General features: G+C 32.1%; 27 protein-coding genes. 8 read left to right on the top strand and 19 right to left on the bottom strand.

Annotation, left to right across the window (positions count from 1 at the left end):
* Positions 1-31: 31 nt before the first annotated feature.
* A complete protein-coding gene (locus tag EW14_RS05550; protein WP_042851320.1) occupies positions 32-550 on the top strand; it encodes a pentapeptide repeat-containing protein in 519 nt (172 codons plus the stop codon).
* Between the two features lie 8 nt (positions 551-558).
* Here EW14_RS05550 and EW14_RS05555 read toward each other — a convergent pair whose 3' ends face one another.
* From EW14_RS05555 to EW14_RS05565, 3 genes are read right to left on the bottom strand one after another with little or no spacing between them, the layout of a single operon-like run.
* Positions 559-912, bottom strand: coding sequence for a hypothetical protein (locus tag EW14_RS05555; RefSeq protein WP_042850516.1), 354 nt, complete (start codon positions 910-912; stop codon positions 559-561).
* Positions 912-1,103, bottom strand: coding sequence for a hypothetical protein (locus tag EW14_RS05560; protein WP_011863102.1), 192 nt, complete (start codon positions 1,101-1,103; stop codon positions 912-914). The genes EW14_RS05555 and EW14_RS05560 overlap by 1 nt, the downstream gene beginning before the upstream one ends.
* A gap of 24 nt (positions 1,104-1,127) precedes the next feature.
* A complete protein-coding gene (locus EW14_RS05565) occupies positions 1,128-1,991 on the bottom strand; it encodes a PfkB family carbohydrate kinase (RefSeq protein WP_042850517.1) in 864 nt (287 codons plus the stop codon).
* A 41-nt stretch (positions 1,992-2,032) separates the two neighbouring features.
* Here EW14_RS05565 and EW14_RS05570 point away from each other — a divergent pair, with 41 nt between their 5' ends.
* The gene (locus EW14_RS05570; RefSeq protein WP_025888552.1) at positions 2,033-2,404 is read left to right on the top strand and encodes a DUF2834 domain-containing protein; all 372 of its coding nucleotides are present in this window, start codon (positions 2,033-2,035) and stop codon (positions 2,402-2,404) included.
* On the opposite strand, the gene EW14_RS05575 is transcribed toward EW14_RS05570, so the two are convergent.
* Positions 2,401-3,630: an MFS transporter gene (locus EW14_RS05575; protein WP_042850518.1), complete on the bottom strand. Its 1,230-nt coding sequence runs from the start codon at positions 3,628-3,630 to the stop codon at positions 2,401-2,403. The genes EW14_RS05570 and EW14_RS05575 overlap by 4 nt on opposite strands.
* A gap of 2 nt (positions 3,631-3,632) precedes the next feature.
* Between EW14_RS05575 and EW14_RS05580 the strand changes: the two genes are divergently transcribed.
* The gene (locus EW14_RS05580; RefSeq protein ID WP_042850519.1) at positions 3,633-5,183 is read left to right on the top strand and encodes an alpha/beta fold hydrolase; all 1,551 of its coding nucleotides are present in this window, start codon (positions 3,633-3,635) and stop codon (positions 5,181-5,183) included.
* Here the strand turns inward: EW14_RS05580 and EW14_RS05585 are convergent.
* From EW14_RS05585 to EW14_RS05630, 10 genes are all read right to left on the bottom strand, one after another.
* Positions 5,180-6,202 (bottom strand): ABC transporter permease, encoded by a 1,023-nt coding sequence (locus tag EW14_RS05585; RefSeq protein ID WP_042850520.1) that lies wholly within the window; start codon positions 6,200-6,202, stop codon positions 5,180-5,182. The two genes, EW14_RS05580 and EW14_RS05585, sit on opposite strands and share 4 nt — an antisense overlap.
* Positions 6,195-7,766 carry an ABC transporter substrate-binding protein gene (locus EW14_RS05590; RefSeq protein WP_042850521.1) on the bottom strand — a complete coding sequence of 524 codons (1,572 nt, stop codon included), beginning with the start codon at positions 7,764-7,766 and terminating at the stop codon, positions 6,195-6,197. Before EW14_RS05590 ends, EW14_RS05585 begins: the two co-directional genes overlap by 8 nt.
* 17 nt (positions 7,767-7,783) lie before the next feature.
* The gene (locus EW14_RS05595) at positions 7,784-8,035 is read right to left on the bottom strand and encodes a hypothetical protein (RefSeq protein ID WP_197049550.1); all 252 of its coding nucleotides are present in this window, start codon (positions 8,033-8,035) and stop codon (positions 7,784-7,786) included.
* A gap of 70 nt (positions 8,036-8,105) precedes the next feature.
* Positions 8,106-9,407, bottom strand: coding sequence for a homoserine dehydrogenase (locus EW14_RS05600; protein WP_042850524.1), 1,302 nt, complete (start codon positions 9,405-9,407; stop codon positions 8,106-8,108).
* 44 nt (positions 9,408-9,451) lie between these two features.
* The gene (locus EW14_RS05605) at positions 9,452-9,871 is read right to left on the bottom strand and encodes a SufE family protein (protein ID WP_042850525.1); all 420 of its coding nucleotides are present in this window, start codon (positions 9,869-9,871) and stop codon (positions 9,452-9,454) included.
* Between the two features lie 39 nt (positions 9,872-9,910).
* Complete coding sequence (locus EW14_RS05610) at positions 9,911-10,468, bottom strand: 5-formyltetrahydrofolate cyclo-ligase (protein WP_042850527.1); 558 nt, start codon at positions 10,466-10,468, stop codon at positions 9,911-9,913.
* Between the two features lie 9 nt (positions 10,469-10,477).
* Positions 10,478-10,951: a crossover junction endodeoxyribonuclease RuvC gene (gene ruvC / locus EW14_RS05615; RefSeq protein ID WP_042850528.1), complete on the bottom strand. Its 474-nt coding sequence runs from the start codon at positions 10,949-10,951 to the stop codon at positions 10,478-10,480.
* 5 nt (positions 10,952-10,956) lie between these two features.
* The gene (gene bchI / locus EW14_RS05620) at positions 10,957-12,045 is read right to left on the bottom strand and encodes a magnesium chelatase ATPase subunit I (protein WP_042850529.1); all 1,089 of its coding nucleotides are present in this window, start codon (positions 12,043-12,045) and stop codon (positions 10,957-10,959) included.
* A gap of 118 nt (positions 12,046-12,163) precedes the next feature.
* Entirely contained in the window at positions 12,164-12,916 is a 753-nt protein-coding gene (locus EW14_RS05625) for an RNA methyltransferase (protein WP_042850530.1), read from the bottom strand.
* Positions 12,916-13,299 (bottom strand): cytochrome c, encoded by a 384-nt coding sequence (locus tag EW14_RS05630; RefSeq protein WP_042850532.1) that lies wholly within the window; start codon positions 13,297-13,299, stop codon positions 12,916-12,918. Before EW14_RS05630 ends, EW14_RS05625 begins: the two co-directional genes overlap by 1 nt.
* Before the next feature lie 55 nt (positions 13,300-13,354).
* Here EW14_RS05630 and petG point away from each other — a divergent pair, with 55 nt between their 5' ends.
* The gene (gene petG / locus EW14_RS05635) at positions 13,355-13,474 is read left to right on the top strand and encodes a cytochrome b6-f complex subunit V (protein WP_011376619.1); all 120 of its coding nucleotides are present in this window, start codon (positions 13,355-13,357) and stop codon (positions 13,472-13,474) included.
* Here the strand turns inward: petG and rsmD are convergent.
* The 4 genes from rsmD to EW14_RS05655 all read right to left on the bottom strand — a co-directional run bounded on the left by rsmD (position 13,451) and on the right by EW14_RS05655 (position 16,410).
* A complete protein-coding gene (gene rsmD / locus EW14_RS05640) occupies positions 13,451-14,050 on the bottom strand; it encodes a 16S rRNA (guanine(966)-N(2))-methyltransferase RsmD (RefSeq protein WP_042850533.1) in 600 nt (199 codons plus the stop codon). The two genes, petG and rsmD, sit on opposite strands and share 24 nt — an antisense overlap.
* A gap of 13 nt (positions 14,051-14,063) precedes the next feature.
* Positions 14,064-14,681: an imidazole glycerol phosphate synthase subunit HisH gene (gene hisH / locus EW14_RS05645; protein ID WP_042850534.1), complete on the bottom strand. Its 618-nt coding sequence runs from the start codon at positions 14,679-14,681 to the stop codon at positions 14,064-14,066.
* An 11-nt stretch (positions 14,682-14,692) separates the two neighbouring features.
* Entirely contained in the window at positions 14,693-15,016 is a 324-nt protein-coding gene (gene trxA, locus EW14_RS05650) for a thioredoxin (protein ID WP_011376622.1), read from the bottom strand.
* A 230-nt stretch (positions 15,017-15,246) separates the two neighbouring features.
* Positions 15,247-16,410, bottom strand: coding sequence for a GuaB3 family IMP dehydrogenase-related protein (locus tag EW14_RS05655; protein ID WP_042850535.1), 1,164 nt, complete (start codon positions 16,408-16,410; stop codon positions 15,247-15,249).
* A gap of 179 nt (positions 16,411-16,589) precedes the next feature.
* On the opposite strand from EW14_RS05655, the gene gyrA reads away from it, so the two are divergent.
* Both gyrA and crtL read left to right on the top strand, forming a co-directional pair.
* Positions 16,590-19,187: a DNA gyrase subunit A gene (gene gyrA / locus EW14_RS05660; protein WP_042850537.1), complete on the top strand. Its 2,598-nt coding sequence runs from the start codon at positions 16,590-16,592 to the stop codon at positions 19,185-19,187.
* Positions 19,188-19,211: 24 nt separating this feature from the next.
* Positions 19,212-20,423, top strand: a complete 1,212-nt coding sequence (gene crtL / locus EW14_RS05665; protein ID WP_042850539.1) for a lycopene beta cyclase — start codon at positions 19,212-19,214, stop codon at positions 20,421-20,423.
* 5 nt (positions 20,424-20,428) lie between these two features.
* On the opposite strand, the gene EW14_RS05670 is transcribed toward crtL, so the two are convergent.
* Positions 20,429-22,012, bottom strand: coding sequence for a glycoside hydrolase family 57 protein (locus EW14_RS05670; protein WP_042850540.1), 1,584 nt, complete (start codon positions 22,010-22,012; stop codon positions 20,429-20,431).
* 225 nt (positions 22,013-22,237) lie between these two features.
* Between EW14_RS05670 and EW14_RS05675 the strand changes: the two genes are divergently transcribed.
* Together EW14_RS05675 and EW14_RS05680 are read left to right on the top strand one after the other, a co-directional pair.
* Entirely contained in the window at positions 22,238-23,878 is a 1,641-nt protein-coding gene (locus EW14_RS05675) for a 2-isopropylmalate synthase (RefSeq protein ID WP_042850541.1), read from the top strand.
* 81 nt (positions 23,879-23,959) lie between these two features.
* Complete coding sequence (locus EW14_RS05680) at positions 23,960-24,352, top strand: hypothetical protein (RefSeq protein ID WP_042850542.1); 393 nt, start codon at positions 23,960-23,962, stop codon at positions 24,350-24,352.
* Positions 24,353-24,358 lie beyond the last annotated feature (6 nt).

Raw genomic sequence — 24,358 nt, forward strand, 5'->3', positions numbered from 1 at the left:
TTATAAAATAACAATGTTTGAATTATTTAGTATGAAATCTTTTAAGTTCTTAAAATATTTTTTATGCATAACTTTTTCTTTTCTAGTTTTATCCTCTCCAGTTTTTGCTGGAGCAAATGTAGCTGTTAAGGGTGAGGGAGATGAAGTCCCAAGTTATGTAAGATCTAATATTACAGGATTTGATTTTCATGGAGAGGATCTTCATTTGTCTTCTATAGCTGGAGCAGTTGCAAGAGACGCAGATTTTAGTGACGTTGATTTACATGGGACAACTTTAACCCTTTCTGATTTAAAAGGTTCTAATTTAAATGGAATCGACCTGACCGATACGCTTTCTGATCGAGTTAATTTCCAAAAAACAGATCTTAGAAATGCAGTTTTAATAAATATGATCGCATCAGGTAGCAGTTTTGCAGGAGCTCAAATAGAAGGAGCAGATTTTTCTTTTGCTATTCTTGACAGCGAAGATCAAAGGAATCTTTGTGAAATTGCGGATGGGATCAATCCAACAACAGGCGTTTCAACTAGAGAAAGTCTTGAGTGTAGTTAGCATTAAAATTATAAGTAAACTTTCTTACCATTATTAAATTTATAAATCCTTTGTTCTTCGTCTTGAAATATCATCTCACCATTTAATTTGGATTTCTTAAATTTTGAAAGCCTAGCTCTGTGAATATTAGATTTTCTGTTTATACTTTCTTCTTTATCATAACTTCCAATATAGATATTTATATTAGGGTTTGAAAAGGTTTTTTCTTCCTCTCTTAAAAAAATCCTGTCAATATTTGTTTGCGTACTCTGTAGTTTATTTTTAAATTTATCTAATTTTAAGTTCTTTGTTTTTTTAGAATTAATTTTTTTGTAGCCCAAAAAAACAACTCCTAAAATTAGAAAAACTAAAAATATATTCATTACTTAATTTTTATTTTTATATCTACGCCTAAGTTACTTTTAGTAGTTAATATTTCTTTTTTTATGATTCCATAGGTAAAAATTTTAGATAAAGTTTTTAAAGAATTAAAAACTAAAAAAACAGTAAATAAAAAGAAAACAATAATGTTTTCAACAAGTAGATTTTTATTTTTATTATCTAGATTGCTCATATAAGTCTTAATTCAATTATTTTTTTAATCACTATTTGCATATGGGCCGAAAAATTCACTGGCGTCTCTTCCCATTACTTTAGCAAGATTTAAACTTTTATCTATATCCCATTTAGATGCCATTCCATAAAGAATCCCAGCAGCAAAAGAATCGCCACATCCATAAGAATCAACCTTTAATTTTTTGTTTTTAAGAGCCTTATATCTTCCTCCTGGGAATATTATGCCTCCCTTCTCTCCCTCGGTTTTAATAGTATATTTGGGTTTTAACGATAATTCAGAAAAAGAAAAAACTTCTCCGGGATCAAGATTACTGCCTATTAATCCATCTAAAAGAACATTTGAATTATTAATTGTATTTAATCCTACCCTTGGTGTTGTACACAGTATTGAAGCTGATCTAGCCATTTTAAAAATCTCTGAATCAGATGCAGTAATAAAAATTCCGTCCATTTTTTTTAAAATGTTCCATTCTAAATTGTCTTTATGAGTTGGAGCTAACCTTTCTCCAATAACTGTTATTGCTCTTTCACCTTGAGAGTCAATTAAACTAAATCCTCTTCTAGTTGGTTTATCACGCCAAGCCACATGCAACTTAATTCCCATATTTGAGAGAATCTTGAAACACTTATCTCCATAATCATCATTACCTAATGACGTAAAAAAATGAATTTGGTTTAAGGTTAAATCAGAAAGTATTTTCGCGATAATAGATCCACCACCAGCTGGATACTCAAGGGACTTTTCAGAATGAGAAATGACTCCTGGTTTTGGTAATTGATCAACCTTTAAAAAATTTATCCACTCAACATGACCAACAACGGCAAAATTTAAATTTCCTTTTTTAAATTTATAGTCTTCAACTTTATTATTCTTTTCAACAACCATAAGCTTTTAAATACTATTATTAAAAGAAATATTTTTGACAAGTGAATTCATTTAACATTTTAAAAGATAATAAACAGATACTATCTTTTCTTTACCTTTTTCTATCAATTTTGGGGGCGGTCCTACCAATGTTGGCAAATTTTGAATTTGCTAGGGAATATGGAAACAGCTTTGATATAAATAACTTCATTTCGTTAGCGAATGCAAACCCTGCAGCTCAGTCAATTTCTAGAGACCTATTAGTAGGTGCAAGCGCTATTTTTATATGGATAGTAAATGAATCAAAAAAACTAAACATGAAGAATATGTGGGTTGTATACATTGGAACTTTTCTTATAGCCTTCGCATTCTCTGCACCTTTTTTCTTATTTCTAAGAGAGAGAAGAATTATTGAATTAGAAAAGATTAATTAAAATAATCTCTTAAATAGAATTGTAAATACAATAAAGCAACAACAAGAAATTGAAAGCCAGATTATTGAAGCATAACCAAATAGATCTAATATGCGTCCTGAAATAAATGGTCCAAAAAAATAACCCATAGCGAAACATTGTGATAGTAGAGCAAGTGCAAAACCTTTTTTATTTGAAGGAGCTATTCTGAAAACTACATCTGTTGATGTTGGAAGAAATGAAGCGGTACCTAAACTTACTAATATCAATGAAAAAGAAATTAAATAAAAAGCTGGGATATTTAGATAACTAGAAATAAATAATAAAAATGAAGCGAGAGAGAAATTTATTAAACTAAATTTCAAGCCATATAATCTTCCTTTCTTAGATATCCAAGAACCGACAGGCCATTGTAAAAACAACAATAAAATTAACTGAATAGAAATTATAAGACTAATAATTTCTTTGCTTAATGCATTCCGATATATCCCACCTTTAACAAGATCCAGAGGCAAAGTTACTTGAATCAGAGCTAAAGAGGTAGTTATCAATAAAATAGATAAAATTATTATTATTGAATTTTTATTCCATTTCAATTGTCCCTGATTAATTGGATCTACTAATTTTTTTTGGAAATTTTCTAAGTTACTTTTAATAGAAGAACTATTTCTAGATATTAAATACATGATAACTATCATGCAAAATATATCATTAATAAAAATTGATTTAGAATACAAAAAATTCGTCATATAACCCCCTAAGAATACCCCCAGAAATATTCCTAAAGCCTCCGAACTTCTAACAAGAGAGTACGCTTTGCGTGTTTCGATAGGATGGCAAAAATAGGGGACCCCAAACTCGGCAGCAGGCCAATATATTCCTGCAGCAGCCCCAACGAGTGATTGTCCAATTATGTAAAAAAAAGTATCTCTAGAAAAAATAAGGCATAAGCTAGCGGCAATACTTAGCATTGAAGAAGAAATTATGGGAAATTGTATTTTCCCTGTTTTATTAAGATAATTACCTGTAAAGAGTCTTGTTAGAGTTCCAATTATTGCTGAAATGGTAAACCCCAAGCCAATATCTGTTGCCGATAATCCTAGGTTATTAAATATAAGTGATGTTAAATAAATAACACCTCCTGCTCCAAATGCAGCGTAAAATCTTATCTTGGTTATTAACCTCAAATGATATGGAAATTGAATCCACCAATTTTTGCTAATTTCTAAACTATTTGGACTAATCACAAGTGAAATACATTTTTATAATTTTTTTTAGTTTTTATGGTTTATTTTTTAATAATGGTTTAGAGGCTGCTGAAAAGATAAATATTAAATTTGAAGAGATGGAAATCCCTCTTACTATAGAACAATTATCAAAATTAGAAAAATACAAAGATGATTCAACAGAATTAATAGATTGGTTTAAAAGAAATGGATTAATAAGAGTTTTTGAATTATCAAAATTTTTAGAATTTCCAGTTTTCAAAGAAGAGGGATTAAATAGAGAAATATTAAGAAGTTGGATAGGGCGTAAAATTCTTACAGAATTAAGCAAAAGCATTAAAGTTCCAAATGACAATAATGGAACAGAAATATATAACACTATAGAAAATTTATTAGATCAAAAAAAAGAAGTTTCAACTTTAGACATCATCAAGGCATTACCATCAGAAGAAATTTCACTAGATATTGACAATTTAATTTTAATAATTTCATCTTGGAAAAATGAATTATCAATGCATCAAGAACTTTTATCCAAATTAAATAAACTTGAAAGAACGAACCAAAATTCCTTTAAAAATACTGAAAACAAATCAACTCAAGATCCAATAAAAATTGCTAAAAAAATTTATACTCCTCATCGAGTAAAACCTCTTGAAATTGAAATATGGAAAAGCAATAAAAGAAATGATGATAAAGAACTGATAATTTTTATGCCAGGACTTGGAGGCGAAATTAATAATTTCAAATGGATTGGCAATGAATTGGCTAGAAGAGGTTGGCCAATATTATTCATAGATCATAGAGGGAGTAATTTAGAATCATTCAAAGAAGTACTCGAAGGTAAGGAAACAATACCTGGAGGTGCAGACTTTTTCTTATATAGAATTAAAGATTTAGATGCTGTATTGAAAGCTCATGAAAATGGCAAATTTGGTTTACCTAATAATTCTTATATTTTAATGGGGCATTCACTTGGTGCTTTAATAGCACTTTTATATGAAGGAAATAAACCAACTGATCAACTAGAGGGCAAATGTGATTCAGCATTAGAAGACTTTGCGGTAACAAATTTATCTAAATTACTTCAATGTCAGTTGAGCGAAATACCATTCCCTAAGAAAAATAACTCTAATAAGGCCAGTGCGATTATAGGTTTTAATTCATTTGGCAGTTTAGTATGGCCAAAAGAAAATAGTACTGGCATTAAAACACCAACTCTTCTAATAGGTGGAACGTATGACCTTATTACACCATTAATGAATGAACAATTTAGAGTTTTTTCTGCTTTAAATAATCCATCAAATAGATTTCTAATTATTGAGGGAGCAAGTCATTTCTCTCCAATAAGAATTAATAAAAGCTATGAAGAAAATAATGACCTCTTCAAAATAAGTGAATCTTTTATTGGTTCAGAACCAAAATTAGTACAAGATTTATCTACGAAATTTATAGTTGAATTTTTAAAAAATATTAAAGACCAAAAGATCCCTACAGTAGTTAAAAACCAAAGAAATTTGGGACTTGATTTCCATCTTTTAGATCTTGAAACAATAAAAGAAATTTCCGAGAATTAGTACTCTATTCGTGGATCTAAATATGCGATTAAAATATCTACGAAGAGATTTAAAGAGACTATGAGCATAGAGGTAAAAATTACAATTCCTTGAACCAAGGTATAGTCTCTTTGAGAAATAGCTTCATGTAATCTTAAAGCTATACCAGGCCATGAAAAAGTTACCTCGAACAATAGTGCACCTCCAGCTAATGAGGCCATAGTCAAGCCAGAAATAGTGACAATTGGCAATAGAGCATTAGGCAATGCATGGTTTAAAAAGATTTTTTTCCTTGATATTCCTCTACATATAGCGGCATTTACATAATCACTTTTTAATGTCTTATCCAAATTTACTCTTAATGAGCGGCTGAATATACCACTTAATAAAAAGCCCAGGGTAATCGAAGGAAGTGCGAGATGATAAAGACTATCTTTCAAAGCAATAATATTATTGGAAAGAATACTATCTAAAATTAGAAAACCTGTAATTTGAGGTCGTTGCTGAAATATTGGAAATCTACCTCCAATTGGGGAAATATTAAAAAATACAGAAAATAATAATTGAGCTAACATTGCACCCCAAAAAGGAGGGATAGCATATGTGGCAATTCCTAAAATTCTCGCAATATAATCTGTTTTTTTACCTCTATTTCTCAAGCCAAGTAATCCCAATAGGAAGCCAATTAGTGTGGCACTTAATATTGAAAAGAACCCAAGCTCAAGACTTGCAGGCAATGACCTAAGAATAATATTTAGAACTGGCTCTTGGGTACTAAGAGATTGGCCAAAATCCAAGTGCAATATATTTTTAATATATGAAAAATATTGACTTATTAAAGGTTCATTTAGCCCCAATTTATTTCTTAGAAATTCCCTTGAAACCTCATCGGCACCAGATCCAAGTATGGCATCGACAGGATCGCCTGGAGCAACTCTCAATAAAATAAATACTAATGAAGAAATTATCCATAACATTATTGGTATTAATGAAATTTTTAATAAGGAATAATTTAGTAGTTTATTGAAATTTCTACTCATCAATTAACTTAAGATCACTCAATGAAATTATTCCTGCACCATTAAAAATTGGTTTTGATATTTTATTTTGAGACCATGCTTTTTGAGAGGATATCCAAATAGGAATATAAGGGATTGAATTTGCTGCTATTTTTTCAATTTCAACAAGTTTTTCTAATCTGTTAATTCCACTTATTTTTTCACTCTCAAGAAATAAACTTTCCACTTTATTAGATCCCCAAAAACTACCGCTGTAAACTGATTCTCCTTTTTTACATATACCATCAACTATTTCATTGCAACTTAAAAGAGGAGTGAGATAGGCTTCTGGATCTGAATAAGCTCCAGTCCAGTCGAGAATAACTGCTGTATAAATTCCTAAACTTAGATTCTTATAAATTGTTGTAGATTCAACCCCATTGAGTTGAATATCAATACAATCTTTCAAAGAATTTTTAATTTCTTCCTGCCATGTCAGAGCAATAAGCTTGTCAGCTGGTACATTGGATCTATAAGTAAGAGGTATTTTAAGAATATTTCCATTACAATAATTTTCCTTTTCTAATAACCTTCTCGCTTCTAAATAATTATATTTAGGCCAAAGTGCTTGATTATCTTTTTTTAATATCGGTGGAATAATTGATCTAGATGGCTTCCTTAATCCATAACTTACTTTCTCACTAATTAATTTTCGATTAAGACTTTTTGCCAAAGCCAATCTTAAATTAAGATTACTTAAGGGATAAGAACTAGTTTTAAGGCTTATATAACTTAATTCAGTGAAAGGACTATTACCTTCTTTAAACTGTTTATTTTTGCTTAAATCATTTAAACTTTTTCTCTGACTATCATCAATTGAATTTGATAAAAGTACGTCAATTTGTTTACTTTTTAAAGCCCCAAAAAGAGATGATGAATTTGAATATCCCGCAAAATTAACGCCGTTATTTAAGGGCTTTTCACCCCAATAATCCAAATATGGATCAATTGATTGAACTTCATTAGAAAAACTGGTCAGCACATACTTGCCGGTACCAACAAATTTTTCATTTAGAAACTTATCAGAATATTGTTTGTAAAATGTAGGAGATATTGGAGTTAAATTTACTGATGTGAGTAAACCATTTAAAGAACTTGATGGTTTATTCAAATTTATTATGACTGAATATTCGCTTGGCGTTTCTATTGATTTAATCTTATTTCCTAAAATATAGTTCATCGTTCCAATTCTTTTGAATCTATCAAAGGTAAACTTCATAGCATTTGAGTTAAATTCAGTTCCATCATGAAAAAAAACATTCTTTCTTAAATTGATTGTTATTTGAAGTTTATCCTTTGAAATAACTGGCATCCCCGAGGCCAATTCAGGTATTAATTCTCCGTTAGAATTTAATTCATATAATGTGTCTCCAAGAGAACTGATTAATTGAATTGCTTTAAGAGTATTTGCTCTAGCTGGATCTAAAGATTCAATTTTTCCAGAACTTGCTACTATAATTTTTTTAGATATTCTTTTTGAGCCGCAAGAATTCTGTAAAAAATAAATTAAAATTATGAATATTGATGCAACAATTTTTTTTTTCATATTTCCTTAGTTCTTTATTATTCTAAAGAATTATTTGAGCAGAGAATTTGTAAGGTTATTTGACTAATTTCTAAAGCAAATGTTTTTTTAGAATTACAAGCAAAAGGCCACTCTCTCACCCAACAAATTTCTTTACCTCTATTTAAACCAATTACTTGAAAAGTCTTATTGCTATTTTTAATTTTTACACAGGCACCTTTATAAAGATTTTCAGAAAAAATTAAATTATTATTTTCATTATTATTATCTAATAGTTTTGAAAGAATCATTAAGGTGCTAAAACCAAACAGTTACTTTCTTCGGTTTACCAAGCTATGAAGAAATTTGCAAACTATTTTTTTAAATACAACTTAATTGACTTGCAATAATTTTGACTTCATTTAGCGAATTTATTTCATCTTTCGATCTCTCAAAATCTCCATTATTCACCTCATGAGTAATAACGACAATTTCAGCTTTGTCCTCACTAGCATCAAGTTGAACAATTGATTCGATTGATACATTATTCTTTCCAAAAATATCTCCAATCTTTCCTATGACACCTGGACTATCAAGACAAACAATTCTAAGGTAATTTTTTTTATTTATTTGTGAAGGACTTATTATATGGCAGTTTCTCCAGAAATCAAAAGATAATAATGGATCGATTGAATTATTATTTTTTACTGAGGCAGCATGCAGATTTAATATATCTGATACTACTGATGCTGCAGTTGGGCCACTCCCTGCCCCTGGACCATATAACATTATTTCTCCAAGAGGATCAGCCTCAATCAATAAGGCATTATTAACTCCCTTAACTGTTGACAATGGATGAGATTTTGGAATCAAAGAAGGTCCTACCCAAATATTTAAAGCGAGTGAATCATTACTATTAAGTTGTCCCCTTTCGGAGAGCGCTAAAAGTTTTATTTCAAACCCTAATTTATTGGCATATTCGATATCCTTTAGATTAATTTTACTAATGCCCTCAGAATGAATCTGCTCTCTTTTAATTTTCCCTCCAAATGCAAGTTCACTAAGAATTGAAATCTTATCAGCTGCATCATGTCCCTCAACATCTGCAGTTGGATCAAATTCTGCATACCCAAGGCTTTGGGCCAATTTTAAGGTCTCCTTGTAATCAGCTTTTTCATTTGTCATCTTTGAAAGAATAAAATTTGTTGTGCCATTTATTATCCCAACCATTTTTTTTATGCTGTTACTTTTTAATGATCTTTTTAAGGGTTCAATTATAGGAATCCCCCCGCAAACTGCCGCCTCTGACAATACATAAAGTCCTTCTTTAGATGCAGTTTTATATATTTCTTCTCCATATCTTGCAATGACTGCTTTATTTGCTGTAACAACAGATTTACCTAATTTTAATGATTGCAGAATAATATCTTTCGCCAAATCAACCCCACCCATTACTTCAACAATTACATCTATAGAGGGGTCATTAATTAATTTAAATGGATCATCTGTTAATAAATTTTTATCTAGCTCAATATCCCTTTTTTTATTAAGATCTCTTACAGCTATTTTTGCAATTTCTATTTCTTTTAGAATTGGATGAGAATCAACTTCAGAACTTAATATTTTATAAATCCCTGAACCTACAGTTCCAAAACCTATAATCCCAATTTTGCATTTTCTCATTTTTTATCTCTTTTAACTTTGAGTTTAATTTTATATTATTAGGCCTACAAAAATTCATTTGCTTGAGACTGCATTTTCAACAATATGTTTAAAAAACCATTTGACCGAGAAGGAGTTAAGCTTGATCTCAAACCAGTATCTTCAATAAATTTCTTATCTATTTTAATAACCTCATTTGGTGTTAATTCACTTAACCCAGTAATTAAAAATGCTAATAAACCCTTGGTTATTAGGGCATCAGAATATCCTTCCCAAAATATTTTACCGCCTTTAATATTTGCCTTAACAAAAACTTCTGAAACGCATCCCTTAACTTTATTTTCTTCAACAAGAATTTCATTATCTGGTTCTTTCAATTTTTTACCTAACCACAAAATGTATTCATATTTTCTTTTTGGATCATCTGATTTCTTCAACTTTTCAACTAATCTTGATAAATTATTGTATTTTTCCTGATTTTCCATTTATTAAAACTATAAATTAATCACTTTATAAGTTTCCTATTATACAAATATTTCTTTCTCTGTGATAAAGCCCGTTAAAGGAATATCCCACTCAGCTCTGGTTAATGGAACCGTACTTACACAATTAGAAGTTAATACTCCAATGCAAGGAACATTTCTCCAAGCATTATCTCTCCTTAATTTATCAAAATAACCTCCTCCATAACCTAACCTTGTTAAATTTTTATCAACAGAAAGACATGGTACAAATATCATGCTTATCTGCAAATGACTTAATGGGGAAGAGTTATTTGGACTTAGTATCCCCTCAAAGTCTTTGGTAAGAGGTTTTTCGTCCCATGGATAAAATAACAACTCTTTTTTACCTTCACATCTAGGCAAAGCTAAAGTAAATTCTTTCTTAAGACTTCTTATATCAACTTCATTTTTTAGAGGCCAATATATTGCTACATAGCCAATATTTTTATATCCCTTAATTAATGAATCAATATATAACCTTACATTTTTTTCTACATTTTCTCTTTGATTAAGAGAAATCCCATCTCTTAGTTTTCTAAACCTATCCCTCTCCAATTTCTTATTTTCAAAGATCGTCATATTAAATTTTCAGTTAAAGCCATCTTCATTTAGTTTTGTAAGTGCTATAGCCAATGCATCTGCTGAATCATCAGGTTTAGGAGGTTTGTCAAGATCTAAGTTATACATAACAGCATCAAGAATATCTTTCTTAGATGCCTTTCCAGACCCAGCAATTGTTAATTTTATCTGAGCAGGTGAGTACTCACTAACATTAATTTTTTTAGAGGCCAATACCATCATAATCACGCCTCTGGCCTGCACCACACTAATAGTAGTGCTTGACCTGTAAAAGAAAAATTTTTCTACTGCCGCTGCAGTTGGGTTCCAATGATTTATTAATTCATTAAGATCTTGGAATATCTCATAAAGTCTATCTTCTTCTTTTTTATCTTTACCTGTCTCAATAACACCGCAATCTAATAATATCTTTCTTTCATTTTCTATCTCAATTATTCCATAACCAACTCTAGCTAATCCAGGGTCAATCCCAATTATTCTCACTGTTATTATGCTTCAGCAGATAATTGAAATTTTGAAAGATTTTCTTTTTCATCTAAATCAAATACTTTACAAAAAGCTTGAATAACTCTTTCGCCAGAATCAACTTGTTCTAAGGGATCTTTTCTAAGTCTATGTCTTAAAGAACAAGAAATAACCCTTGCTATGTCATCTTCTTGAACTTCAGTTCTGCCCTCAAATGCTGCAATTGCCCTTGCTGATCGATTTGTAACAATATCTCCACGTAAACCATCCACATCTAGTTCTCCGCAGATTGCAGAAATATTCAATCTTAAGTCATCGTCCATTTGAACAGAATTTAATATTTCTTGTGCTTTAATAACTTTTTGTTGAAGTTCACCCTGTTTTTTCTCAACACTCAATGAAAACTCATCAGGATTATCATCAAAAGAAGTTCTTTGATCAACTACTTGAACTCTTAATTCAGCATCTCTAACTGTCTTAACTTCAACACTCATTCCAAACCTATCCAATAGTTGAGGCCTTAACTCACCTTCTTCTGGATTTCCTGAACCAATAAGTACAAATCTCGCAGGATGTCGAACTGAGACCCCCTCCCTTTCAACTGTATTCCATCCGGAAGCGGCCGAATCTAAAAGTACATCAACTAAATGATCATCAAGTAAATTCACTTCATCAACGTATAGTAAACCCCTATTAGCTTTTGCTAATAGACCTGGTTCGAATGCCTTAACACCTTCGCTCAAAGCCTTCTCAATATCAATGGTTCCACAAAGCCTGTCTTCAGTAGCCCCTAAAGGCAAATCAACCATAGGTACTTGTTTTTTAATGCTCTCTAGATTTTCTCCTTGAGTAATTTTTTCCAAAACTTCTTTACTTTGTAAATCAGGATCGACTAGTGAACTATTATATGGATCGTCTTTAACAACATCGATTGCAGGCAACAAATCAGCTAAGGCTCTGATTGTAGTAGACTTTCCAGTCCCTCTATCACCCATTATCATCACCCCTCCAATTCTTGGATCAATAACATTTAACAAGAGAGCCAATTTCATTTCTTCTTGACCAATTACTGCTGTAAAGGGAAAAACTCTTCTTTTCTTTGTTGTAGGCACAGTTTTAGTTTTCTTAAATATTCAAATAATCAATAGATGCTACTTCAGAAAATGTTTTTAGTAAATATCCCTATCAAATTAAAACAAGAAGTAAATAAAAAACTAATCAAATTTATACTTACTTATTTTTTTTTGAATTGTTCAAAAACCAGTTTATTTGATGGACTATTCCTCTTAAAACATTTATTTCGTGCTTTGATGTATTTGCCCTCAAAATAAAATTCTTAAATTTACTGATTTTTGCCTTGGAGGTATGTTTTAAGAGATATCCAACTCGCAAAAGCATTTCCTCTATCTCCAGAAATGTATAATGTACTTCTCTCGACGATGCCAAGTTAAAAACTTTTAATTCATTATTTAAATTCTTATTAAAAGACTTATTTAATTCATACAAAACTATTGAAACAGCGTGAGAAAGATTTAATGAAGGATTATTCTGAGAAGTTGGAATATTAAAAGTTTTATTTGCTAGAAGCAATTCACTGTTAGTTAATCCTCTATCTTCTCTTCCAAATATAATTGCTAAATTATTTATCTTCTTAAAGGATAATGTCCAATCAAATATATCTTCAGAAGATACAAAAAATGAATCTTTATTTACATCAATCCTTCCACAAGATGCTAGAACCAAATCACAATCAAAAATTGCTTTTTGAAGATCATCAAAAATCTTACAATGTTTAAGAAATTTTTGACCTTTAAGAGCCATTTTTTTTGCTTCTAAAGAAAATATATCGCATTTAGGAGAAACAATTCTTAATTCATCAACATCAAAATTACTACATAATCTAGCAACGCTTCCTACATTTAAAGGGCCATTTGGTTCAACTAAGATTACCTTTAAATTAGAAAAATTTTTTCCCAAAATCATTAAAGGCTGTGAAGATATTTTAATAAATTGGACATATTTACAGGATCAATTTCAAAACTCGGCATAGGAGGAGTCAGGCCTCCAGTAACTTGTTTTATTATCTCTTTATCATTCAAACGTTGTGTTATTGAGTGTAAGTCTGGGCCCACTAATCCTCTTGCTGTAATTCCATGACATCCGACACAATTTATCTTAAAAAGAGCATCTCCTTCCTCAGCAGAGCCATTAAGCTCAAGAGTTTCAATAATATATTTATTATTTTCATGATGATTTACGAGAAATATTGAAAAACAAATCAATAAAACTCCAAATAAAACAAAAACAATTTTTAAGAATTCTCTCTTAAAGTCTCTTTCTGCTGCAGTTGATGAAGATGTTGACACAAAAAATAGTCTCTATGTAACAATTGTGATTAAGAAATTCAAAAAAGGCAAAAAAATGATCGAGCCTCTTCTATGTGGAATTGTTTTAGGTTTAGTTCCAATAACTCTTCTAGGATTATTCGTAAGTGCATGGAATCAATACAGAAGGGGTTCAGGAATGCTGGACATTGATTAAAAATGTTAATCTTGACTGCCCATAATTTCTTACATCTATAGTTTCCCACAAAGTACTTTTTTTAATAAAAAGGTTTGGAGAATGTTCACAAATAATTGTTGAATCTTTTTTTAAAAGATTAGAATTAAATAATTGATTTAAGACTAATTCATGGAAATCAACATCATATGGAGGATCTAGATAAACAAAATCAAATTTTAATTTATTTAAATCCATATTTCTAGATGATATTTTTCTCTCATAATTAGGTTTTGTCCATTTCAAAACGTCTTTACAAATAACTTCGATATCATTTCTCCTATTCTCTATATTCTCCAAGGAGAGCAAATTTTCTAAGCAAATTTTTGAGTTGATCTTGTTTTTTTCGATTGCAATTATTTTGCTTGCCCCATGATTATAGGCTTCACAAGATATAGCTCCTGTTCCACTAAATAAATCTAACCAGTTACTATTTTCAACTCTTTTGTTCAATATATTAAATATGGCCTCTCTCACTCTCAAAGTTGTAGGTCTGGTATAAGAATTATTTGGACTTTGGAGTTTTTTACCACCTATTAATCTTAAATTAGTCTTCATCCCTAATAATCTGTTATTGAATATTACTCAGCCATCTTCTCAAAAGTTTTTCACCGGTTTTTCCAGATTTTTCCGGATGAAATTGACAGGCCAATAAATTATCATTCTCTATCATTGCAGTTAATTTCTCAGAACCATAATCAACCTGAGCTGCAATAATATTTAAGTCATCTGGGATTGCATGATACGAATGTACAAAATAGACCCAATTATTTAATTCTTCAATCCCAAATAAAGTATTTTTTTTCGTAGGTAAAAGTTGGCACCAACCCATGTGTGGGATTCTTTGATTAACAATATTGGGTATTTTTTGTATTTTCCCTTTTAAAATTCCCAGCCCTTTAACTTTTCCTTCATCACTAGATTCAAAAAGGAGTTGGAGACCTAAACATATCCCAAAAAAGGATTTCCCACTTTTAATCCAATTTTTCAAATCAGTTATCAAATCTGTATTTATGAGATTATTCATCGCTGGATCAAATGCTCCAACTCCTGGAAGTATTATCGCCTTACAAAGCTTGGAATCATTAAAGTTTTTAATTAATATAATTTCTTCTCCAAGACTTTCTAGAGATTTTGTTACAGAATGAATATTACCCATTCCATAGTCTATTAGTCCAATTTTATGCAAAGCTTTTAAGTTTATAAATGCTTAGTTAAAGTGCTTGAAAGAGTTGCTTTTGGCACAGCACCAACAACAGTATCAACCTTTTGACCTCCTTTAAAGATCATTAATGTAGGAATACTTCTAATTCCGTATTGACTGGCTACATTTGGATTCTCATCTGTGTTCAATTTAAAAACTTTAATCTTCCCTTCAAAGTCTTTTGAGATTTCTTCTACAACTGGAGCGACCATCCTACATGGACCACACCATGGTGCCCAAAAATCAACCAATACTGGTAGATCACTTTGCAGTACATCTTTGTCAAATGAAGAATCAGTTACGGCTGGAGCTGATGACATAATTTAAGTATTCCTTTTTGAAAATTTAGCAGGCAATTCTTTTAAGTGATGATTTCATTACAGATTAAATAATATAAGTAACAAAATATCTAAAAAAGCCCGATTAATCGGGCGATTTAGTGTGTGAGGAGTATGGGGTTTCCCCCATCATTTCATAATAACTCCTAATTAGAAAATTTTTCAAATTTATACTTAATTCACTAAGGATTTATAATTTTACTCAAAGAGAACTACTTACCCATCCCAAGCTGCTGAGCTTTTTGATAAACCTTACCCTCAGTAAGAAGCGATGGTGCGATAACTATTTCAACTTCTTGCATTTCTTTAATATTTTTTGCCCCAAGAGTACTCATTGAGGTTCTAATGGCTCCTAATAAGTTATGTGTACCATCATCAAGTAAGGCAGGACCTTTAATTATTCTTTCTAAGGATCCTGTAGAACCAACTTCAATTCTTGTACCCCTTGGCAATACTGGACTTGGAGTGGCCATACCCCAGTGAAATCCTTTACCTGGAGCGTTTGAGGATTTAGCGATTGGGGATCCAATCATTACTGCATCTGCTCCACATGCTAAACATTTACAAATATCTCCGCCAGTAACAATTCCTCCATCACCAATAATTGGAATATAACGACCACTTTCTTTAAAGTAATCATTTCTTGCCGCACTACAATCAGCAATTGCGGTTGCTTGAGGGATTCCAATTCCCAATACTCCTCTTGATGTACATGCCGCTCCAGGTCCTATCCCAACCATCAATCCTGCAACTCCAGCATCCATTAGAAGTTTTGCAACTTCATAAGTGACACAATTACCCGCTACAACTGGAACATTCATAAATTGACAGAGATCTTTAATATTTAGGGTTTCCTTACCTTCCATACCAAGATGTTCAGTGGAGACAACTGTTCCTTGAAGAAAAAATAAATCTATTTTGGAATTATTAAGTGTTTCTTTAAACTTAATAGCAGCTTGAGGAGTCCCACTAAAAGCAGCTATACCTCCTTTTTCTTTCACCTCATTTATTCTTTGTACAATCAATCCCTCCTTGACCGGTTCACTATATATTTTCTGCATTAATGGAACAAAATCATTCTTCCCGACTGATGCTATTTGGTTCAATATTTCATCAGGGTTTTCATATCGTGTTTGTATGCCCTCCATATTAATAACCCCTAGGGAACCTAATTTTGTTAGCTCTGCTGCCGTATTGACATCGACAACACTGTCCATGGCACTAGCGACTATCGGGACTTCTCTTTTGAAATCACCTATTGACCAAGAAGGATCAGTCAAATCGTAATCAAGTGTTCTATTACCAGGGACTAAAGCTATTTCATCGATGCCATAAGCCCGTCTGACTTTTTTATTTAAACCAAGTTCAATATTCACGATAATTTTCTTTTATTCTGATTAAATTAACAACTAAAGGGGTAATAAGCCAAGATTTATTTAAAAACAATAGGTTTTATTTTGATTTGTGTGTAAATGTGAGTATTTGGGAATTAAATAAACCTTTTTTTTTATTCATTATGACAATCAGCGATTATTATTAAAAAAAGGATTTTTGTATGTCTGATATTCCAGATTCCAATAACTCAGGATTAAGCGAAGATAACGACCGAATTATTCAGACTGACTTAAGAAATGAAATGTCGCGCTCATATCTAGAGTATGCAATGAGCGTTATAGTTGGTCGTGCTCTTCCAGATGCAAGGGATGGGTTAAAACCTGTTCATAGAAGAATTCTCTATGCAATGTATGAACTTGGTTTGACTAGCAGTAGACCATACAGAAAATGTGCAAGGGTTGTTGGAGAAGTACTTGGCAAATATCACCCTCATGGAGATACCGCTGTTTATGATGCTTTGGTCAGGATGGCCCAGGATTTCTCTATGAGGATGCCACTAATAGATGGTCATGGAAACTTTGGTTCAGTAGATAACGACCCTCCAGCAGCAATGAGATATACAGAATCTCGTTTACAGTCTCTTACAGATGAAAGTTTACTAGAGGATATTGAATCTGAAACTGTTGATTTTGCCGATAATTTTGACGGTTCTCAACAAGAGCCCACAGTTTTACCTGCTAGAATCCCCCAACTACTTCTAAATGGATCATCTGGAATAGCAGTAGGAATGGCAACTAATATTCCACCTCATAACTTAGGGGAATTAATTAATGGTCTTAAATCAATAATCAAAAATCCTTCAATCGAAGATAGAGAACTTTTTGAAATAATTAAGGGTCCTGATTTCCCCACAGGTGGTCAAATCTTGGGCAGAGATGGTATCAGAGAAACTTTCAAATCAGGAAGAGGTTCAATAACCATGAGAGGTGTAGCAAATATTGAGCAAATTAAATCCCCAGGTAGGGCAGAGAAAGATGCAGTAATAATTACAGAACTTCCATTTCAAACTAATAAAGCTGCATTGATCGAAAGAATTGCAGACCTGGTTAATGAAAAAAAATTAGAAGGAATTTCTGATATTAGAGATGAAAGTGATCGAGATGGAATGAGGATCGTTATTGAACTAAAAAGAGATGCCTACCCACAAGTAGTTTTAAATAATCTTTTTAAGTTAACGCCTCTTCAAAATAACTTTAGTGCAAATATTCTTGCGTTAGTAAAAGGAGAGCCCACAACACTTTCATTGAGGAAAATGTTAGATGTATTTCTAGACTTCAGAGTGGAGACAATTAGGCGAAGAACAGCATTTTTATTAAAAAAGGCAGAAGAAAGAGATCATATTGTAAAGGGTCTTTTATTGGCCTTAGATGCTATGGATGAAATTATAAACCTAATAAGATCAGCGAAAGATTCATTATCAGCTAGAGAAAAATTACAAAACGAACATAAATTATCTTCCATACAAGCAGATGCAATTCTACAAATGCAATTAAGAAGATTAACAGCGCTTGAAGCAGATAAAATCAAAGGGGAACATGATGAGTTAACCCGAAAAATCAACCTTTATAAGCAAATATTAAATAGTAAAGAACGAATTTTTGAAATTATTCTTGAAGAACTTAAAAAAATCGATGAAAGATTCTCTTCTCCTAGGAAAACAGAAATACTAGATTTAGGCGGCGGATTAGATGATATTGATCTTATAGCTAATGACAGATCCGTAGTCCTATTAACGGAAGCAGGTTATTTAAAGAGAATGCCTGTTAATGATTTTGAATCTACCAGTCGTGGTTCAAGGGGTAAAGCTGGCACAAAAACCAAAGAAGATGATGACGTGAAATTATTTATAAGCTGTAACGATCACGATACTCTTTTGCTTTTCAGTGATAGAGGAGTAGCTTATGCTCTCCCAGCATATAGGGTTCCTATGAGTAGTAGAACAGCAAAAGGGACGCCGTCAGTTCAACTTCTCCCAATTCCAAGAGAAGAAAAAATAACTTCACTAGTTGCTGTGGACTCTTTTGTTGACGATCGTTATTTATTAATGCTAACCAAAGCTGGCTTTATAAAAAGAACTGCACTTTCTGCTTTCTCAAAAATTCGCTCAAATGGACTAATAGCAATTAATCTTGAGGATGGAGATGCCCTAACCTGGGTCAGATTATCAAAAGAAGGTGAAAGTGTTTTAATTGGATCTAAAACAGGAATGGCTATTCATTTCAGACTAGATATCAATGAATTAAGACCACTTGGTAGAACAGCAAGAGGGGTTAAATCAATGAACTTGAGAGAAGGAGACAATCTAGTTTCTATGGATGTTTTAACATCTGATTTGGTTGATCAATTGGCTAAAATTGAGTACTTCACAGAAGATCTTGATGAAAATGTTGAGGAAAACTCTTCAGATGGTCCATGGGTATTAATAGCTAGTGCATTTGGACTAGGAAAGAGAGTGCCTGTAGCTCAGTTTAGATTACAAAAAAGAGCAGGCATGGGTTTGAGAGCAATAAAGTTTAGAATTAAAGATGATCAGCTAGTTTGTTTGAAGGTCCTTGGCGAGGGAGAAGAATTACTACTTGTGACCGAAAAAGGTGTAATAGTAAGAACAAACGCAGATAAAATCTCACAGCAATCCAGGGCAGCTACAGGAGTAAAATTACAAAGATTAGATGATGGTGATCACTTATCTGAAGTGGTATTGGTACCTCGTGAACAAACAGAGGAAAAAGACCAACTTGGATCAATTAAACAAAATTAAAATCCTTATGGTTAGCTAAATAATATGGAAATACTGGATATTTTAATTTTAGGTTCAGGTCCTGCAGCATTATGTTTAGCTTCAGAATTAGCCAAGCAAGATCTTAATATTAAGGGAATATCGACAAAATCTCCAAATGAAAAATGGGAGAATACATATGGTATCTGGGCATCTGAATTAGAAGAATTAGGATTAGAGTCCTTGTTATCTCACCGATGGTGTAAAACAGTAAGTTTTTTTGGAGATGGAGAAAATAAAAAAGGGGATACTCCGACAAAACACAACTACGATTATGGCTTAATAAATCAAGAAGCTTTTCAAAATGAGCTTTTAAAAAAATGTAAAGGGATTGAATGGTTGAATGAGACAGCAAAAGATATTAAGGAAATCAATAAACTATCTGAGGTAATTTGTTTTTCAGGTCTTAAAATAAAGGCAAGATTAGTTATTGACGCAAGTGGTCATAAAAGTAATTTTGTAAAAAGACCAGTTCAAAATGAAATCGCTCAACAAGCTGCTTACGGAATTGTAGGTAAATTTTCATCACCACCTGTTAATAAAGAACAATTTGTTCTAATGGATTTTCGTCCAAATCATTTAAACATTGAAGAAAAGTTATCTTCTCCTTCATTTCTTTATGCAATGGATCTTGGCAACGACACTTTTTTTGTTGAAGAAACATCATTAGCTAGTTATCCTGCATTATCCCAAGAAAATCTTAAAAAAAGACTTTATAAAAGACTTAATAGTAAGGGTATTAAGGTTAGTGAAATTTTTCATGAAGAGAATTGCCTTTTCCCTATGAATTTACCTCTCCCATTTAAAAAACAATTTGTACTTGGTTTCGGAGGGTCTGCAAGTATGGTTCATCCTGCATCAGGATACATGGTTGGATCTTTGTTAAGAAGGGCTCCACTCCTTGCACAAAAATTAGCAATCTTTTTAAAAAAACCTCACCTAAGTTCACTAGATTTAGCTTCAAAAGGTTGGAAAATCCTATGGCCTTACGAGTTAACACAAAGGCATAAACTTTACCAATACGGTCTCAGAAGATTGATGAGTTTTGACGAAAGTAGATTAAGAAGCTTTTTCTCAAATTTCTTTAGATTATCAACCAATGAATGGGTAGGTTTTCTTACTAATACACTTCCACTTCCAAAACTAATTTACGTGATGAGTAAGATGTTTATAAATTCACCTCTAAAAGTAAAACTAGGAATGCTCAAGTTAAATTAGTATTTTTATTTTCTCCAATCATCAATATTAATAATTGGGAAGACTTTATCCTCTTCCTCAATATCTTCAATGAATTTTAAATTAATATTAGAATGATCTTTAATCATTTCAACCAATTTCCAGAACCTGAATAAGTGTCTTTCTATTCTCTCTTTTGCGAGTTCAGTTGTGGTTCCAGCTCTTAGAATAAAACTCCAATCAGAAGACTCCGAAAGAAGTAGTTCTCTTGCTGCTTGCTTGAAGAGTCTTAGAGATAAATCATTATCAAAATTTTCCAAGCACAAATCCACAAATGTTGAGCCTGCCTTTGTGATTTCTGGAACGATCCATGCATTTGCATCATTAATCCAATAATTATGGTAACCACCTTGCCCCCAGCTTGATGGCGATGGATCACAAATCTGAATATTTGGCTTTTGAAGTAAGAATTCTTTTAAATTTGTAAGCTTAATTGAATATTTACTAGAGTTCTTTAGTATATTTTCAATAAAAAAAGGTCCCTCGTACCACCAATGACCAAATAACTCTGCATCAAATGGAGCTACCAATAAAGGCTTAAAGGATGAGGATAAAGTCAATTTTTCTAGTTGTTTAGATCTCGCTAGAAGATATGCATCAGCATGTTCTGCCGCCTTATTTTTGGCTTCATTTTCAAGGTAAAACTCTTTTTCACCTAAAGAAATGCTTTCATCTGTAATCTTATGAAACTTTAAACCTAGAGGTCTTTTTGTTGAAATACCTTTCTTTTGGAGCTTGGAGATAGGTAATTCCCATCCCAAATCTTTATGAAATTCCCTGTAAACTTTATCACCCGGGAACCCATCCTTTGCAGACCAAACGGGCAAAGTTGACTCGCTATCTCTTCCGAAGAAGGCAACTCCTTTTTTCGAGCAAATTGGTGCGTAAACACCATACCTAGGTCTTGGTGTGGAATTTAGAATCCCATGACCATCTAAGATTGTATATCTAATTCCTGAATTAAATAGTATTTCGTCTAAATTCTCATAATATGCACACTCAGGTAACCAAATACCTAAAGGCTTAGTTCCAAAAATATTTTCATGGTTCATAATGGCTGTATTGATTTGTCCTTTAACAGTTTCAGGATTCTCCCTAAGAATTGGCAAATATCCGTGAGTAGCTGCACAAGTAAGGATATCCAAATTTCCAGAGTTATTTAAAACCCTAAACTTCTCAATTAAATCTCCAGAGCAGTTTTGCCAATATAAGTATTTGTCATTAAGATTTTTCATTAAAAATGCTGAGGCATTTTTTTCTTCTAGCGGCAGTTCGTTTAAGAAATCATTTCTTGTTTTAATCCAGCTTGGGAAAGTTTCTTTAATTTGTTTATTATTTAGAAGTGATAATAATGTTGGAGATAGACTGATAGTAAGTTTTGTATTTTCAGGATTTTCATTTTTGGAAGATTCTATTGATTGAAGTAGTGGTATATAACATTCTAAAATCGCCTGAAACAACCAATCCTCTTCTAAGGAGTTTTTTTCATTTTTTCTGACATAAGGTAGATGAGCATGTAAAACTATCGCTAACTGACCTAAAACATTTGGGGGAGTGTATTGCCCATTCATACTTTTTATACTTTATGACTGTAATTCTATAAAAAATCAAAATTAACCTTTTATAGCAGGAGGTTTTAATCTTAAAAGAATACTTTAATAATTTAAATATTTCATTTTTTTTTTCAGAATTTTAACCAAAATTGTTAAGTTATAAATTCACGGCAAATTTTTATTGAACAAAATCTAGTCAATTTTTTTTAATTAGCTTAATATAAGTTTAGGTTATTACTTCTAATGTCAAAAGATCCTGGAAGAATTTTGATATTTGATACAACTCTTCGAGATGGAGAGCAATCTCCTGGTGCCAGTTTAAATCTTGAAGAAAAACTTGCTATAGCCCATCAATTAGCAAGATTAGGAGTAGATGTTATTGAGGCAGGCTTCCCATTCGCAAGTCCAGGAGATTTTAAAGCTGTTAATAAAATTGCCAATGCTGTAGGGAAAGAAAATGGCCCTATAGTATGTGGTTTGGCTAGAGCGTCAAAAGGCGACATAAAAGCATGTTACGAAGCAGTAAGTCCAGCTCCCAAGAAAAGAATACATACTTTTATTGCTACAAGCGATATCCACCTTAAACATAAACTTAAAAAATCAAGAAAAGATGTTCTTCAAATAGTCCCAGAAATGGTTAACTATGCAAAATCATTAGTTGATGATATCGAGTTTTCTTGTGAAGATGCCTCAAGGAGTGATCCTGATTTTTTATACGAAGTGATTCAACTAGCAATTTCTGCAGGAGCGACAACAATAAATATCCCAGATACTGTTGGATTTTCAACTCCTAGTGAATTTGGCAAACTAATTAGCGATATAAATAAAAATGTTCCAAATATTAATGAGGCAGTAATCTCAGTTCATGGTCATAATGATTTGGGTTTAGCAGTAGCCAATTTTCTAGAGGCAGTGAAAAATGGAGCAAGACAATTAGAATGTACTATTAATGGAATTGGAGAAAGAGCCGGGAATGCCTCTCTAGAAGAATTAGTAATGGCACTGCATGTAAGAAAAAGTTTTTTTAATAGTTTTTTCAAAAGAAATACAGAATCACCAACTCCTCTTACTGCGATAAGAACAGAAGAAATAACAAAAACCTCTAGACTTGTCTCTAACCTAACTGGAATGACTGTACAACCTAATAAAGCAATAGTGGGAGCTAATGCTTTTGCACATGAATCAGGCATTCATCAGGATGGGGTTTTAAAAAATAGACTTACTTATGAAATCATCGATGCAAAAACTGTTGGTTTGAGTGACAACAAAATATCCTTAGGAAAACTTAGCGGAAGAAGTGCAGTAAGAGCAAGATTAGAAGAGATGGGATATGACTTGAGCCGAGAAGATTTAAATGATGCTTTTGCTCGTTTTAAGGATTTAGCTGACAGGAAAAGAGAAATTACAGATAGAGACTTAGAAGCAATTGTTAGTGAACAAGTTCAGCTCCCAGAAGCTAAATTTCAATTAAGTCTTGTACAAGTAAGTTGCGGTAACGCATCTAAACCTACTGCCACCATTTCGCTTCTAAACACGGAAGATAATACCGAGGATACTGCCGTATCAATAGGGACTGGACCAGTTGATGCTGTATGCGAGGCTTTAAATAAATTAGCTAAAGTTCCTAATGAATTAATTGAATTTTCTGTTAAGTCAGTAACAGAAGGAATTGACGCTTTGGGTGAAGTAACAATAAGAATAAGGAGGGATAATAAAATATATTCTGGTCATTCTGCTGATACGGATGTTGTAGTTGCTGCAGCGAATGCTTACGTTAATGCTTTAAATAGGCTTGTTTTTTCCGAGAAAAAAAATTCAATTCACCCACAATTTGATAATTTGGAAAATGTGAAAAGCACATTTCTATCTAATCGCGCAAATTAAATTATTTTTTAGGAATATTAAGTAGCATTAAAAAGAGTCTCTTAATATTGTAGATTTATCTAATAGTTAAAGCAGTTAATAATGAGAGAAAGGTTACTAGGATATTGGCTACTTTCATGGGTTGGGTTAATCAGCAATATAATTGCACTTCCAATAATCGCATTAATAATAAGTTATGGGCCTCCACTAAAAATTGCAAATATAACTCTTGCCATAAGTCTTGGTTGGCCTGCCGCGATCGTTGGAATAGTTTCTTCAGCAGCACTTTTAGCAGAGAGAAAATGGGGAGTAACTTTAACTCTAGTCTCTCTATCAATGGTAATTTCTGGGACCGGTCCTTATTCAGTAGTTAGACTCATAACTCTTAAAGACATTTTTGGAATTGGGGGATTTACTCTTTTAACAACATTATTAAGTACATTAGCTCTTCTATATTGGTGTAACCCAAAACATCGAAGAAGCATTAGGCTATAAAAATTA

The organism is Prochlorococcus sp. MIT 0604, assembly GCF_000757845.1.
In the GTDB taxonomy this organism is placed as follows: domain Bacteria; phylum Cyanobacteriota; class Cyanobacteriia; order PCC-6307; family Cyanobiaceae; genus Prochlorococcus_A.

What these genes read in the sequence shown, in the direction of transcription:
- EW14_RS05555 (WP_042850516.1), bottom strand. Translation starts at nt 912, where the DNA reads ATGAATATATTTTTAGTTTTTCTAATTTTAGGAGTTGTTTTTTTGGGC.
- EW14_RS05625 (WP_042850530.1), bottom strand. Translation starts at nt 12,916, where the DNA reads ATGATTTTGGGAAAAAATTTTTCTAATTTAAAGGTAATCTTAGTTGAA.
- gyrA (WP_042850537.1), top strand. Translation starts at nt 16,590, where the DNA reads ATGTCTGATATTCCAGATTCCAATAACTCAGGATTAAGCGAAGATAAC.
- EW14_RS05610 (WP_042850527.1), bottom strand. Translation starts at nt 10,468, where the DNA reads ATGACGATCTTTGAAAATAAGAAATTGGAGAGGGATAGGTTTAGAAAA.
- EW14_RS05605 (WP_042850525.1), bottom strand. Translation starts at nt 9,871, where the DNA reads ATGGAAAATCAGGAAAAATACAATAATTTATCAAGATTAGTTGAAAAG.
- EW14_RS05585 (WP_042850520.1), bottom strand. Translation starts at nt 6,202, where the DNA reads ATGAGTAGAAATTTCAATAAACTACTAAATTATTCCTTATTAAAAATT.
- EW14_RS05550 (WP_042851320.1), top strand. Translation starts at nt 32, where the DNA reads ATGAAATCTTTTAAGTTCTTAAAATATTTTTTATGCATAACTTTTTCT.
- petG (WP_011376619.1), top strand. Translation starts at nt 13,355, where the DNA reads ATGATCGAGCCTCTTCTATGTGGAATTGTTTTAGGTTTAGTTCCAATA.
- EW14_RS05565 (WP_042850517.1), bottom strand. Translation starts at nt 1,991, where the DNA reads ATGGTTGTTGAAAAGAATAATAAAGTTGAAGACTATAAATTTAAAAAA.
- EW14_RS05590 (WP_042850521.1), bottom strand. Translation starts at nt 7,766, where the DNA reads ATGAAAAAAAAAATTGTTGCATCAATATTCATAATTTTAATTTATTTT.
- crtL (WP_042850539.1), top strand. Translation starts at nt 19,212, where the DNA reads ATGGAAATACTGGATATTTTAATTTTAGGTTCAGGTCCTGCAGCATTA.
- EW14_RS05670 (WP_042850540.1), bottom strand. Translation starts at nt 22,012, where the DNA reads ATGAATGGGCAATACACTCCCCCAAATGTTTTAGGTCAGTTAGCGATA.
- EW14_RS05595 (WP_197049550.1), bottom strand. Translation starts at nt 8,035, where the DNA reads ATGATTCTTTCAAAACTATTAGATAATAATAATGAAAATAATAATTTA.
- EW14_RS05560 (WP_011863102.1), bottom strand. Translation starts at nt 1,103, where the DNA reads ATGAGCAATCTAGATAATAAAAATAAAAATCTACTTGTTGAAAACATT.
- trxA (WP_011376622.1), bottom strand. Translation starts at nt 15,016, where the DNA reads ATGTCATCAGCTCCAGCCGTAACTGATTCTTCATTTGACAAAGATGTA.
- EW14_RS05680 (WP_042850542.1), top strand. Translation starts at nt 23,960, where the DNA reads ATGAGAGAAAGGTTACTAGGATATTGGCTACTTTCATGGGTTGGGTTA.
- EW14_RS05675 (WP_042850541.1), top strand. Translation starts at nt 22,238, where the DNA reads ATGTCAAAAGATCCTGGAAGAATTTTGATATTTGATACAACTCTTCGA.
- EW14_RS05600 (WP_042850524.1), bottom strand. Translation starts at nt 9,407, where the DNA reads ATGAGAAAATGCAAAATTGGGATTATAGGTTTTGGAACTGTAGGTTCA.
- rsmD (WP_042850533.1), bottom strand. Translation starts at nt 14,050, where the DNA reads ATGAAGACTAATTTAAGATTAATAGGTGGTAAAAAACTCCAAAGTCCA.